10 protein-coding genes and 1 pseudogene are annotated in these 13,662 nt (G+C 47.5%); 3 read left to right on the top strand and 8 right to left on the bottom strand.

Features of this window, described 5'->3' with window-relative positions; all coding sequences use genetic code 11:
* Positions 1-48 precede the first annotated feature (48 nt).
* Positions 49-546, bottom strand: a complete 498-nt coding sequence (locus tag G7083_RS01070) for a response regulator (protein WP_166013177.1) — start codon at positions 544-546, stop codon at positions 49-51.
* The gene (locus G7083_RS01065) at positions 543-2,489 is read right to left on the bottom strand and encodes an ATP-binding protein (RefSeq protein WP_166013176.1); all 1,947 of its coding nucleotides are present in this window, start codon (positions 2,487-2,489) and stop codon (positions 543-545) included. Before G7083_RS01065 ends, G7083_RS01070 begins: the two co-directional genes overlap by 4 nt.
* Before the next feature lie 222 nt (positions 2,490-2,711).
* Between G7083_RS01065 and G7083_RS01060 the strand changes: the two genes are divergently transcribed.
* Together G7083_RS01060 and serC are read left to right on the top strand one after the other, a co-directional pair.
* Positions 2,712-3,977 (top strand): DUF945 family protein, encoded by a 1,266-nt coding sequence (locus G7083_RS01060; RefSeq protein WP_166013175.1) that lies wholly within the window; start codon positions 2,712-2,714, stop codon positions 3,975-3,977.
* A gap of 120 nt (positions 3,978-4,097) precedes the next feature.
* Positions 4,098-5,192 carry a 3-phosphoserine/phosphohydroxythreonine transaminase gene (gene serC / locus G7083_RS01055; RefSeq protein WP_166013174.1) on the top strand — a complete coding sequence of 365 codons (1,095 nt, stop codon included), beginning with the start codon at positions 4,098-4,100 and terminating at the stop codon, positions 5,190-5,192.
* 111 nt (positions 5,193-5,303) lie between these two features.
* Here the strand turns inward: serC and cydC are convergent.
* The 6 genes and pseudogenes from cydC to G7083_RS01025 form a co-directional block, all read right to left on the bottom strand.
* Positions 5,304-7,024: pseudogene (gene cydC, locus G7083_RS01050) on the bottom strand (cysteine/glutathione ABC transporter ATP-binding protein/permease CydC).
* Positions 7,017-8,804, bottom strand: coding sequence for a cysteine/glutathione ABC transporter permease/ATP-binding protein CydD (cydD, locus tag G7083_RS01045; protein ID WP_166013173.1), 1,788 nt, complete (start codon positions 8,802-8,804; stop codon positions 7,017-7,019). Before cydD ends, cydC begins: the two are co-directional and overlap by 8 nt.
* Before the next feature lie 116 nt (positions 8,805-8,920).
* Entirely contained in the window at positions 8,921-9,877 is a 957-nt protein-coding gene (trxB, locus tag G7083_RS01040) for a thioredoxin-disulfide reductase (protein ID WP_166013172.1), read from the bottom strand.
* A gap of 151 nt (positions 9,878-10,028) precedes the next feature.
* Positions 10,029-10,787 carry an ElyC/SanA/YdcF family protein gene (locus G7083_RS01035; protein ID WP_166013171.1) on the bottom strand — a complete coding sequence of 253 codons (759 nt, stop codon included), beginning with the start codon at positions 10,785-10,787 and terminating at the stop codon, positions 10,029-10,031.
* A complete protein-coding gene (locus G7083_RS01030) occupies positions 10,760-11,089 on the bottom strand; it encodes a DUF3392 domain-containing protein (protein ID WP_166013170.1) in 330 nt (109 codons plus the stop codon). The genes G7083_RS01035 and G7083_RS01030 overlap by 28 nt, the downstream gene beginning before the upstream one ends.
* Positions 11,090-11,148: 59 nt before the next feature.
* Positions 11,149-12,837: an NAD-dependent malic enzyme gene (locus G7083_RS01025; RefSeq protein ID WP_166013169.1), complete on the bottom strand. Its 1,689-nt coding sequence runs from the start codon at positions 12,835-12,837 to the stop codon at positions 11,149-11,151.
* A 422-nt stretch (positions 12,838-13,259) separates the two neighbouring features.
* Here G7083_RS01025 and G7083_RS01020 point away from each other — a divergent pair, with 422 nt between their 5' ends.
* On the top strand, positions 13,260-13,625 hold the full coding sequence (locus G7083_RS01020; protein WP_166013168.1) for a transporter: 366 nt from the start codon (positions 13,260-13,262) through the stop codon (positions 13,623-13,625).
* The last annotated feature ends 37 nt before the right edge of the window (positions 13,626-13,662 follow it).

Below are 13,662 nucleotides of genomic sequence, written 5' to 3'. Positions count from 1 at the left end.
TCGTTTAGATGAAATTTAAGCAAATTAGGTGCCAAATTCGTATTGACGCTACTCACCAAAGCTCATCCGTTTTGCTGCAATCGCATTGAGGATTTTTTCAGCGTCCAAAATCTGGATCCAAGGCATTAGATCACTTTCGTTGGCAATCACATAGTGCGTGAGCTGCTCTTTGACCACTTGTCGCAATTGTTCACCTTGCCACGGTTTAGCAATATAGAAGTGTAGGCTGGCATGATTAACCGCTTGTACCGTGTCTTCCAGTCCTGCTTGGCCAGTGAGTAACATTTTGCGCGTTTTAGCGGTATCCACATCTTGATTTAATTCAATCAAAAATTGGATCCCAGTCTGCTCTGGCATAATGTGATCGCACAGAATTAACGCCAACGCGACCTGTTCATCTCGATAATCTTCAATCACCGATTTGGCTTCTGCCACCGATTGTGCTGCTTCAATAATAAAGTGCTGTTCGAAACAGTCGAGATCTTGCACCACGCTGTCGAGCACTTCTCGTTCATCATCTACACATAAAATCAGATATTTGTTCATGACTTGCTCCTGGCCAACTTCGGTGCGACTAAAGGAAGCCACACGGTCATGCTGGTGTATTGGTTGGGCTCAGATTTGACCTCAATCCAACCTTGATGTTGTTGAATGATCTGTTGGCATACCGACAGACCAATACCAAGCCCAAAGTTACCTTCGCGCTTGGTGGTATAGTTGAGGGCAAAAATCTGCTCGGTGAGTTGTGCTGGAATGCCACATCCGTTGTCAGTAATGTGGATCACGGCGTATTGTTGATCTTGATAATACTGTTGCTCGGTTTCAATCCGTAATCGACCATGTTCAGGAAATGCATCAATCGCATTGGAAATTAGATTGGTCCACACTTGTTGTAACGCGATGGGTAAGCAATACATCAGTGGCAGTGCGGCGTATTCTTTTTCTACCGTGTGTCGTTTCAAGCGATTTTCGAAGATGACCAATGTATCTTCTATTCCTTCATGAATATCGGTTAAGCGATAGGTTTCATCGTCCGGCCTTGCATAGCCTTTTAGGCTTTTGACCATATCGGCAATACGCTGTGCACAGACTTGAATGGAGCGCAAGGTACTCCCCGTGAGATGGTAGCTTTCTAATTGTTCGAGCTGTTTTTGTGCCGTTTCAGGATCGCTTTTGGCGAGTTGGATGAAGTTTTGATTGTCATCGAGAGCCAGTTTGACCATTTTTTTGGCCAATAGTCGATGATGAATGATGGTTTCTAACTGTTTGGCTTTGCTGCGTTCTTGTGAGGTGGATATGGGGCGCGCTTGCATTGCTTGGCGCAATAAATTGGCCCCTAATTCGATTTGGGTACGTTGTTCTTCATTGAGCAGATGGCCAATATGGTTTGAGAGGGTTTCGGTGCCACGTAATATGGCCGCCACCGGATTGTTCAGTTCATGAGCCACCCCCGCGACTAATTGACCGAGCATGGCCATCTTTTCGCGTTCCATTAATTGCTGATGGGCCGATTCGAGTGAGTCGAGGGTTTTTTGCAGCTCGAGTTTGGTGGTAATGCTACGTTGTAAGCGGCGATTAAAATGCCGCAACAGTAGGTTGGTAAACAGGGGCAATAAGCTGGTGTCGTTATGCATCACTTTGGCAAACACCTCGCGGTCGAGCTTGATCACGGCGGTTTGGGTTAAGGTGATGGCGGTAGAGAATGATGGTTCACCAGTCACAAATGACATGCCACCGACAATATTGCCTTTGGTGTGGCGTACCACTTCACGCTGCTGGCCAAGGTCATCTTTCTTATACAGCGCCACTTCACCTTCGGTGATAAACCACAGAAAGCGATTTGGCTCGCCTTCTTTTGTCAGCAGATGTTGGGCCGAATAGCGGCGACATGCTTGGGTATCATCTTGCTCGGCAAAAATTTGATGCAGCGCACCAATCACCTTTTCGGCTAATTCATTATCGGATAGGCGGTGGTAATCTGAGATGAATCCTTCACGATAACTGCGCATTTTATTATCGATATGCGCGCGCAATAAACGCTGCTGATCAAGTACTGTACTGTAAGAGAGAACATTGTCTTTGTCGTGTTCAAGCACAAAAGAGGTGAGCTCTTGTATCACGGTTTTGTAGAGTGCTTGCTCTGGCAGCGGTTGAGTTAGGCAGTAATCTAAACGTCCTTCATTGACCGCATTGAGAATGGCTTGAATATCCTCGTCACCACTGATCAGAACCTTGCGGGCGAATTTGGTATGGGTAATTTTATCGAGTCGGATCAAAAACTCAGCCCCATTGAGCTCTGGATGATGACTAGCGATCACTAATGCGACGATTTGTTCACTTTGTTCTATAAACTCGAGTTGTTGTTCAGCCTCTTCGACAGACCCGCTGCTGTAGATATTGAATTTTCCAGTAAAGCTCGCCAATTCTTGACGCCAATTTGCAACGCTCAGTGGATGGTTGTCTAAAATGAGTAGGGCATACCGATTCACAACGTATTCTCTGACCACGGGTTAGATGGTTACTGTAGCAGGGATCGCGTAAGGGAAATGGGAGCGGAGTTGAAGAATTTTTGTTCGACAGTGTTGCAATTCAATACTCTGATTTATTTCATACTTTTCTAGGAGTTTGCCCTAATACTGACAATTATTTGTATCTTGTCAGTGTTTGGTCACCTAAACTACACAGATTCAATCGCAAGGAAATAGACGACGATGAAATCAATAAAAATAATCGGTGCCGTAGGTGGGGCTGTTGCGCTAGGGTTATGTTGGCCGCTGGCGGTGGGGCAAATTGGCGAATCAGCGATTAAAGAGGGCCTTAACCGTTTTGAAAGTTCATCGATCAGCACGGAATTGGTAAGTTATCAGCGTGGTTATCTCTCATCACACATGCAAACCCGTTATCAAATTAGTGATCCTATCTTGGCTGCGCAGCTACAAGCCGAAGGGATCCCCAGCGAAATTTTGGTCGATAGCCAACTGCAACATGGTCTGTTCGGGATTGCGGCCATCTCAACCTTGCCACAATATCCACTGTTTCCAGTGCAAATGCGTTCAACTACGCATTTAAATGGCAATACTGACTACACCGTCAATTTGGAACAATGGAATTATATGTTCCAAGGCGAAGTGCCGGTCAGTGTGATGATTGAGCCGACGCAACTGGCCGGCTCAGTGACGAAATTAGGGGAAATCACCTTTCAGCTCAGCATGCCGAACATGGTGTTCGATTTTGAAAATCAAGCCCAAATGGTGTTGAGCCAATTGACGCTAGAGGGACAAGGTAAAGAGAGTGATGGCTTGTGGCTCGGTGCGCAGAATTTCAAACTGGGTAAACTGAGCGTCAATCAAGCAGGCCAAACCGAACTGGATCTGGATGGTTTTGCCTACCATTTTACTTCTGCGTTGGATAAAACGCTGACTCGTTTTACGACCGCCCATCAAATGCAGATTGCTAAACTGCAATATAGTGAAGGGGAATGGCAGGATATTGGGCTAGATTTTACGCTGGGTGATCTCGATACCGAGGCGACTAAGGCGCTATCTCAACTGTATCAAAATGCTCCAGAAATGAGTGAGCAAGACATCGCACAAATTCTGCCTCAAGTCGATGCCTTGTTTCAGCAAGGTTTTTTTATCGCGATTGATAAATTTACCGCCAAAATTGCGGGTGGTCATGTCACCTCTGATTGGCGACTCGCGGTGCCAGAAGGCACACAAAATCTGTTGCAAGATCCATTAGCGGTGATCCCAGCCTTAACCGGGCAAAGCAAAACGTTCGTCTCTCATCAGCTGGCCGAAAGTTTTCCTTTCATTCAGCAGGCGGTGGATCAATTGGTCATGATGGAGATGATGACTCAAAATGAGCAAGGTTATACGTTGCAAGCCGAAATTAAAGACGGTAACGTGGTGTTCCCAAGCGGAAAAACCATGCCATTAATGATGTTGCTCATGCCGCTGTTGATGTCGCAAGGCTAGCTTGTTGCTGACGATTGTTGGCTGATGAAAAGAGGCCGTAAGGTCTCTTTTCGCGCTTTTTATCTGCGGGAAAAAGTGGTATTAATCACAACACTTTTCGTTAGCAGGAGCAAACAACACATGGAGCACAATACCGATACGGTTTACAACTTTAGCGCTGGCCCAGCTGCCTTGCCTAAGGCGGTCATGCTGCAAGCGCAAGCAGAGTTGGTAAACTGGAATCACCTCGGTACTTCGGTGATGGAGATCAGCCATCGCAGTAAGCCATTTATTCAAGTTGCCGAACAGGCAGAGCGTGATTTGCGCGATCTTCTCAACATTCCAGACAATTACAAAGTGCTGTTTTGCCAAGGTGGGGCACGGGCGCAATTTGCTGCAGTACCGCTCAACTTATTAGGATCGGCGCAGACTGCAACCTATATTGATGCGGGTTATTGGGCCGCTAGTGCGGTTAAAGAAGCGAGAAAATACTGCTCGGTAGATGTTTTCGATGCCAAAATCGAAAAAGAGGGCAAAGTTGCGGTGTTACCGGCCAGCGAATGGCGCATTGCTGAGCACGCTGCTTATGTGCATTTTTGTCCTAACGAAACGATTGATGGGATTGAGATTAACGATTTACCGGTAACCGATAAACCGATTGTCGCCGATATGTCATCGACCATTTTGTCTCGTGAAATCGATGTGTCGCAGTACGGCGTCATTTATGCGGGAGCGCAAAAAAATATCGGCCCGGCTGGGATCTGTATTGCGATTGTGCGTGATGATTTGTTAGATCTGGCCAGTGATTTACTACCGGGCGTGCTTAATTACAAGATTTTGGCTGAGCAAGACTCAATGTTCAATACTCCGCCAACGTTTGCTTGGTACCTTTCTGGGTTAGTATTTCAGTGGTTGAAAGCGCAAGGTGGCGTGCGAGCGATTGAGCAAGTCAACCGCGCGAAGGCTGCACTGCTGTACGACTATATCGATAGTTCGGATTTTTATCGTAATAATATTCACCCCGCCAACCGTTCATTGATGAACGTGCCTTTCCAACTGGCGAAACCGGAATTGGACAACACTTTCTTGGAATTGGCGCAAGCACGTGGGCTGGTTTCGTTGAAAGGCCACCGAGTGGTGGGAGGCATGCGAGCTTCGATCTACAACGCGATGCCATTGCAAGGTGTACAAGCCTTGGTTGATTTTATGCGTGAGTTTGCTGAGCAATATGCTTAATTTCGCATTGACGCGATCACTAAGCTAATCGATCACTCTAGCGGATGACTTGCAAAAATGATGGGTCCCTAAAGGCTGATTAATCAAAGCCTTTAGGGATTTTTTATAAGCTTACAGGGTTTGAGTTAATTGATGGTAGCGGCCTTGCTTGGCAAGCAGATCATGGTGATGACCATATTCGACTAACTGGCCGTGCTCAATGAGCGCAATCGCATCCATCTGCTCAAGATTAACCAGCCGATGGGTGATCAATAGCACGGTTTTTTCGGCGAAATGCGCTTGCAGCAGTTGCATGATTTGCTGCTCAGTCTGTTTGTCTAAGCCTTCGGTTGGCTCATCGAGTAATAAAATCGGCGCATTATGCAATAGAGCGCGAGCAATGCCGATCCGCCGTCTCTCCCCCCCGACAGCTGACGACCGCCGTCTCCCAGCCAAGTATTGAGCGCGGTATCTTCTAGCAGTTGATCCAATCCTACCTGTTGCAGAAGTTGGCTTAACTGCTCATCGCTTGCGCTGGGTTTGGCTAAGATCAGATTATCCCGCAGTGTACCGTTGAGAATATCCACTCGCTGACTGACCACGCTGATTGCCGCGCGCAAGTCGCTTTCTGACCATTGGCGAATATCGCTACCCCCGATGGTAATTTGCCCGCAGTCTACATCCCAATAACGGCAAATTAACTGAATTAACGTCGATTTACCTGAGCCAGTTTGACCGACGATCGCCACTTTTTGCCCTGTGTTCAGGGTTAAACTTAGGTTATCGATCGTATTAGGCTGCTGAGCTTGGTAAGCAAAACTCACGCTTTGCAAAGCGATATCGTACTGCCCATTGTGCGCGGCTGAGTGTGGCGCAAATTCAACTTCCGGCTTAGCGAGAATAATTTCATTCAGCCGACGAGCCGAAGTCAGGGTTTGGCCTAAATGCTGGAATGCCATTGCCATTGGCATCAGTAATTCTACGCTGGCTAGTGTGGCAAACGCGACCAGTGCGATCAGTGGATCGGGCGCGCGTCCACCCACCCCATCGGCGGCTAGCCACAGCATGAGTACTAATGTCCAGCCATTCGCCAGTAGCAGTAGTGATTGAGCTAATCCTGAAATTTTTGCATTCATCGCTTGATTGAGTAGCAGTTTATCTTGAATGCGTAAGATCGCTTGGCGATAGTGAGCTTCTGCACCAAAAATAGTTAATTCACTATACCCTTGTAACCAATCGAGCGTACGGATACGCAGTTCGGCTTTATGCTGAGTGAGCTGCTGGCCGTTGCGATTACCTAAGTGGTAGAACAGCGTTGGCCATAGCACGATGATCACTAACAGCAGCGCGCCTAGTGTGATGCCGAGTTCACGATCAAACCAAGCAATAAGGCTGGTGAGCGCACCAATCCCTAATACCGCGACGGTGACTGGGCTGATTAAACGTAGATAAACGTGATCCATGGCATCAACATCGGCCACGATGCGGTTAAGCATATCTGCATCACGTACTGCGCTTAAGCGTCCAGGGATCAGTGGGGTAAGTTTGGTAAAGAAATACACTCGCAAATCGGTCAGCAGTTTGAAGGTCGCGTTGTGGCTAACCACACGTTCTCCCCAACGGCCTGCAGTACGCCCCATGGCAAAGCCGCGCACAAAGGCACCGGGTAACATGTAGTTAAAGGTTTCTCTGGCAATGCTTAATCCTGCGACGGCGGCTGCCGATAAAAACCAGCCGGACAGGGTTAACAAGCCAATTGAAGCGAGTAGGGTGAGCAGTGCGAGTAGGATACCAAGGGTTAAGCTGAAAGCATGTTTTTTATACAATTTTAGGTAAGGTAGCAATTCACGCATCGAGATCCCCTTGAGCCGCGATTTGTTGTGCTTGGTTGGCCGCGAGCAGAGTGGCAAATAAGCCCGTTTGTTGGCTTAATTGATCAAAATGGCCGGTTTGCACCAGTAGGCCATGTTCCATCACTAAAATTTGCTCGACCGTGTGCAGTGGCTGTAACTGATGAGTCACCAATAAAGCGGTGTGCTGTTGAATACTGTGCTTCAGTCCACGCATCACATATTGCTCGCTACGAGCATCTAAGCTAGCGGTTGGCTCATCGAGTAGCCAGAAGCGGCCATTTTGTAACATGGCACGCGCTAAAGCCAAGCGCTGAGCTTGGCCTACCGATAGACCTTGTGAGCGATCACTGATGGAATAGTCTAAACCATGCTGTGCCACAAAGTCGGTCGCATAAGCGGATTGCAGCGCTTGATTCAGTTGTTGTTCAGTGATCTCCTGCTTACCGAGAGTGACATTGTCACGAATGCTGCCGTGCAGTAGTAGCGGATTTTGGCCGACCCAACTGATGGTTTGTCGCCACTGCGCATGATCTAATTCACGCAGTTCAATACCGTTGATGGTTAAGCTACCTTGGTAGGGCATAAAGCCCAAAATGGTATTGATTAAACTGGTTTTGCCTGCGCCACTTGGCCCTACCAAGGCGCTGGTTTCGCCCGCTTGTAGGGTAAAAGAGAGTGGTCCGGCTAAACGTTGACCTTGCGGGCTAAGTACGATCAGTTGATCGGCGACGATTTCAATGGCTTGCTCGGCCGCGAGCGTTTGCTGGCCACTGTGCAGCGCGGCAACCTCTGTGTGGAGAAAATCGACAATCGATTCTGCCGCTCCGACCGCTTGCTGCTTGGCGTGGTAATAAGCGCCGAGATCACGCAGTGGCTGATAAAACTCCGGTGCTAAAATCAGCACAAACAGTCCAGCAAACAGGGTTACGCTGGCACCGTAGTAGCCAAAATTCAGCTCTCCAATATAACTAAAGCCGAAATAGACCGCAGTTAGCGCAATCGAGATTGAGGTAAAAAACTCCAGTACCGCCGAGGAGAGAAACGCAATACGCAATACATCCATGGTGCGGTGACGAAACACTTCCGATGCCGCTCGCATTTGCTCGGTTTCTGCGCCAGTGCGATCAAACAGGCGGATCGTGGTGAGCGCTTGCAGGCGATCGTAAAAATGGCCTGATAAGCGTTGTAGTGCTTTAAAGTTTTTACGGCTCGCCTCTGCCGCTTTGATGCCGACTAAGGCCATAAACAGCGGCACTAACGGTGCCGTGATCAGAAAAATTAATCCAGCCGCCCAATTGACCGGGAGTACGACCACCAAGATCACGAACGGTACCAGTACGGCCAGCGCCATTTGTGGTAGGTAACGTGCAAAGAAGTCGTGCAACTGCTCGACTTGCTCTAATAGCAAAGTTGCCCACGCGCCCGCTGGCTTGCCTTTAATGTAAGCCGGCCCCAGCTCCCGCAGCTTATCGAGAATTAATTGACGGATATAACGACGGATCTCTTCACCGCAGCGAAAGCCGGCGATTTCACGTCCCCAAGCGCAGAGGGCACGCAGTGCAATCAGCAGTGTTAAGCCGAAAAAGTGTGGGATCAGCAACTGTTTATCGATTTGTTCAATGATCAGTTGATGCAAGATCGAGGCAAGCAGCGCCGCTTGTGCCACGAGAAGTAGGCTTGATAACACGCCCAATCCTACGGCGATGACAAGCCAGCGTTTAGCACGTTGACTTTGCTGTTTGAGCCACAGATTTAAACTGCGCTGTTTTTGGTTATCCATTGGCAAGACTTTATGAGCATAATAATTGTAATGGGCGCCAGTATACAAAGAAAAGCCCGCCGGTAATACCTAGCGGGCTTGGGGAAAATAAAAACCAGCTTAACGTGAACGGTTGGTTATTTGGCTTGGCTGTCTAGATAACGCTCGGCATCCAAGGCAGCCATACAACCGGTACCAGCCGAAGTGATTGCTTGGCGATAGTTATGATCCATTACATCACCGGCGGCAAACACACCTTCAATACTGGTTTGGGTGGCATTACCATTTAGACCGGATTGCACCACAATGTAACCGTTATTCATTGCAAGTTGATCGGCAAAAATCTGCGAGTTGGGTTGATGGCCGATGGCAATAAACACCCCCATGACAGCCAAATTTTCAGTGACATCAGATTGAGTATCTTTCAGACGCACCCCTGTGACTCCCATCTCATCACCGAGCACTTCCTCTAGGGTGCGATGGGTGTGCAGCACAATATTGCCGTTGGCGACTTTTTCCATCAGACGATCAATCAAGATTTTCTCGCTGCGGAAACTATCACGGCGGTGGATCAAATGGACTTCGGCGGCGATGTTAGATAGGTAAAGCGCCTCTTCAACCGCAGTATTACCACCGCCCACCACCGCTACTTTTTGATTGCGGTAAAAGAAACCATCACAGGTAGCGCAAGCTGAAACCCCGCGGCCTTTGAACGCTTCTTCCGAGTCCAAACCAAGATATTTCGCCGATGCGCCAGTTGAGATGATCAGCGCATCACAACTGTAGGTTTGGCTATCGCCAGTTAAACGAAATGGGCGGGTAGAGAGATCGACCGATTGAATATGATCAAATACGATCTCTGTTTCAAAACGCTGTGCATGCTCTTGCATTCGCTCCATCAGACCGGATCCAGTTAAACCCTCGGCATCACCGGGCCAGTTTTCGACTTCGGTCGTAGTGGTCAATTGACCACCTTGTTGCATACCGGTGATCAGCACCGGTTTTAAGTTAGCGCGCGCTGCGTAAACCGCGGCAGTATACCCAGCAGGGCCAGAGCCCAAAATTAGCAGTTTGCTGTGTTTCACGTTACTCATGGAGCTCTCCAATAAGGACGAAAGGGCATTGGCTCATTGCTTGTTCTAGTAATAAAACATAAGCGAATGATAAGAATCGCTTTTGATTGTAGGGAATGTGGTGAGTGAAGAAAAGTGGTTTACCGAGCAAATTGGTTAGCGTCGCTGACAACTATGGATTTGATGGAGGATTTTCGCTTGCTGTGACTTCACTTTGTTCAATAATGATAGGCTCTTTAGGGCCAAGAAACTTCGGTTGGGTATTGAGCACAAAGAGATCAAACACCGCGTAAGCGCGCGCAAACACTTCACGTAAACGCACTTTGAAGCCGGAATGGCTGCTCGGACCTGGTACTGCTAGGCAAGACGCTTGGATATTTTGAAAGTGAGCAATAAACAGGGCTCGTTCACAATGAAAACGCTGGGTAATGATCAAAAAATTGTCGGTATCAAAAATCGCTTTAGCGCGAACGATCGAATCCAAGGTACGAAAACCGGCATAATCGAGAGAAATATGCTCATTGGGGATCCCAGCCCGCAGTAAGTCGCGTTTCATAGTCCAAGGTTCGTTGTATGAACGATGCGCATTGTCGCCACTGAGCAAGAAATTGCTGACTTTTCCTTGTTGGTAAAGCTCGATCGCGGCATCAATGCGGTGGACGTAGTACTCGTTGAGTGTTCTACCTATGTATTTACTGGTACCCAATACCACCGCGACTTGAAAAGACGGTGCGCTTTGTGTGTCGTTAATGATGTTACTTTGCGTCTGCCAAGTTACCCAACGATCAATCGCCAATAAGCTAACCAACACCAAGGTCAACACCAATAGCAGGGTATTGCTTATTTTACGCCAAGGTAAATGCTGCAATGGTATCGCGATAGCCGCGCTGATTCGGCGTAGAGTTAGATTTGACGGTTTTTTTGTGCCCATAGGCCTATCACAATAAAACAGCTTACGATAACGGTCAGCATGATACCTGAATCCAACTGCGCGAAGAGTTGCGCAAGGTAAGGGGTTGCTTTGATGATGATTAAACCGTATCCAAACGCGTTAATAAAGATAAATGCTAGGGTTCGTACCAGAAAATGTTGATTGCGCAATGTTTGACGCAAAAATGCATTCATCTCACCGCCAAGCATGACTAACCCACAAGCGATCAGTGCTGTGGCAATTTCATTCAAGTAAGGCAGCAGAATTTGGCCGGCGGGTGATAAAAAATTAAAAAGTTGCATGGTTTCCACTTATTGGATGGTTGTTACAGCCCCTGTCACTCGGGGCTGTTCGGTTTCGCTTAAAAAGCTGTGCGTTTATAACGGCGATAAGCCGGTTGCCAGAAGTGCTGCTCAATGGATGCTTCCAGCGCTTCGTCGGTAATTTCTGGTGCCATACCTTGCTCTATGGCTTTTTTGGCTACCGCGAAAGCAATTTTTTTCGATACGGAATGGATCGATTCCAACGGCGGTAATAATGGCCCATGGCCATAGATCGCCATCGGCGAGCTGCTGGCTAACGCCCGACTTGATTCCATCAGCATTTCATCGGTAACTCGGCGTGCATTGGCCGATAACACCCCAAGGCCGATGCCTGGAAAAATATAGCTATTGTTGCATTGTACAATGGGGTAGGTTTTACCGTCGTGTAATACGGGATCAAATGGGCTACCCGTGGCGACTAAAGCCTCACCATTGGTCCAGCGAATGATATCGCTTGGCAGCGCTTCGACTCGACTGGTTGGGTTCGACAGTGGAAAGATAATCGGTCGTGGGCAGTGCTGATGCATCTCTTTGATGATCTCTTCACTAAATAGCCCCGGTGCGCCAGAAACGCCGATCAATACGGTCGGTTTGGCATTGCGGATCACATCATGCAGTGAGTAGCCACTTTGTTCGGTACTCCAATGTCGGGTGCTGGTTTTTTTCTGGACCAAACGCTGTTGGAAATCGAGCAGATTGGGCATACCTTCTTCGAGTAGTCCCCAGCGGTCGACCATATACACTTGTGAACGTGCTTGTTGATCGCTGATGCCTTCCGAGACCATTTGCGCAATGATCGCTTCAGCAATTCCACAACCGGCAGAGCCCGCACCTAAGAAGGTGATCCGCTGCTGCGAGAGCTGACTTCCGGCGGCTTGACAAGCCGCTAATAAAGAGCCGACCGTTACCGCCGCGGTACCTTGAATATCATCGTTAAAACAGCACACACGATTTTTATAACGCTCAAGCAGTGGCATGGCATTTTTCTGGGCGAAATCTTCAAATTGAATTAAAGAATCAGGCCAGCGACGCTGTACTGCTTGGATAAACTCATCAACAAACTGGTCGTAGTCTGGTCCTGTGATTCGCGGATGACGCCAGCCCATGTACATTGGATCCGCCAGACGCTGTGGATTATTGGTTCCGGCATCTAACACCACTGGCAAAGTATAAGCGGGACTAATTCCACCACAGGCGGTGTATAACGACAGCTTACCAATTGGAATCCCCATCCCGCCTATGCCTTGGTCACCAAGGCCAAGGATGCGTTCACCATCGGTAACCACAATCACTTTGACATTATGGTTGGCAGCATTATTGAGTAGATCATCGATGCGATCACGATTCGCATAAGAGATAAATAGCCCACGACCACGGCGATAAATATTAGAAAAATTTTCACACGCTGCGCCGACAGTAGGGGTATAGATGATCGGCATCATTTCTGAAATATGGTTTTGTACCAGGCGATAGAATAGGGTTTCGTTGGTGTCTTGAATATTGCGCAAGTAAATATGTTTATCCATATCGCTTTCAAAGCCTCGATACTGCTGATAAGCGCGCACCACTTGTTCTTGGATGGTTTCGGTGGCTTCGGGCAGTAAGCCCTCGAGGTTAAATGAAGCACGTTCTTCTGCGCTAAAAGCGCTGCCTTTGTTAAGCAACGGAGTACTGAGCAGAGCAGGACCTGCATAGGGGATATAGAGTGGACGTTTATCGTTATTCATAGTCGACCTGTTGATAGGGTAGCAGAGACCGCAAAAGAATACCGATTTGCGAGCTGAATTGTAAGTGGACAATCGGATGGCTGTTTTTGATTATTATGCTTCTGTGCACGAGTACATAATTTGCCATATTTATGGTTCAATTATTCATCAATCGCTTAGCGATAATATGATGAACATGGATTATTGCTTTCTGGGGAAAATATTTCATTTGAGTATGGAAATATTAATCAACTAAGCACACATCATATACAATGTGTATCTCGAGTGTTATCAATTTGGTTTTTATATAGCCTTTTATTTTGTTTTCAAGGCATAAAAGACCTTTTTTATATATCGTATTGCTATATAAAAAAGATTAGTTGATAGTGTGTAGGTCGCCAATTGTGTCGGAGAACCGAATGGAAAGGGCAAGGATCTGCGCAGTGTTTGACTATACCGCCTTCTTAGGGGAGTCATGCAGCCAAAAATGGACTTTTGCTGAAGCAATTAGCTTATTCGCCTCGGTGTTTGGCCGCGATTGGTCAAAAACGATAGGCGAAGATCATGGCCTTGAGCCGCAAAGTCCTCAAGATCGGTTATGGCAGATTGCGTTAAAGCAGCTCTCTACCCGACGCAGTGATGAATCAAATGTGATCACTTTAGTCAAATTAGCCAAACAGCAAGGGATTGAAGAGCTGACGTTAGTGATGCCTTATGCTCTCGATGAGCAGCAGTTAACTATGATTCAATCCAAAAGTGCGGCCTGTATTGAAGCCACCAATCAAGATGAATTGTTAATTAAATGGTAAATGAAATTAACCATTTAATCGTGAGAGGGTAAACAAG

It is taken from the genome of Vibrio sp. HDW18 (assembly GCF_011306175.1).
GTDB lineage: Bacteria > Pseudomonadota > Gammaproteobacteria > Enterobacterales > Vibrionaceae > Vibrio > Vibrio chanodichtyis.
This window is presented reverse-complemented; position numbering and strand designations above follow the sequence as displayed.

What these genes read in the sequence shown, in the direction of transcription:
- serC (WP_166013174.1), top strand. Translation starts at nt 4,098, where the DNA reads ATGGAGCACAATACCGATACGGTTTACAACTTTAGCGCTGGCCCAGCT.
- G7083_RS01070 (WP_166013177.1), bottom strand. Translation starts at nt 546, where the DNA reads ATGAACAAATATCTGATTTTATGTGTAGATGATGAACGAGAAGTGCTC.
- cydD (WP_166013173.1), bottom strand. Translation starts at nt 8,804, where the DNA reads ATGGATAACCAAAAACAGCGCAGTTTAAATCTGTGGCTCAAACAGCAA.
- G7083_RS01025 (WP_166013169.1), bottom strand. Translation starts at nt 12,837, where the DNA reads ATGAATAACGATAAACGTCCACTCTATATCCCCTATGCAGGTCCTGCT.
- trxB (WP_166013172.1), bottom strand. Translation starts at nt 9,877, where the DNA reads ATGAGTAACGTGAAACACAGCAAACTGCTAATTTTGGGCTCTGGCCCT.
- G7083_RS01035 (WP_166013171.1), bottom strand. Translation starts at nt 10,787, where the DNA reads ATGGGCACAAAAAAACCGTCAAATCTAACTCTACGCCGAATCAGCGCG.
- G7083_RS01060 (WP_166013175.1), top strand. Translation starts at nt 2,712, where the DNA reads ATGAAATCAATAAAAATAATCGGTGCCGTAGGTGGGGCTGTTGCGCTA.
- G7083_RS01030 (WP_166013170.1), bottom strand. Translation starts at nt 11,089, where the DNA reads ATGCAACTTTTTAATTTTTTATCACCCGCCGGCCAAATTCTGCTGCCT.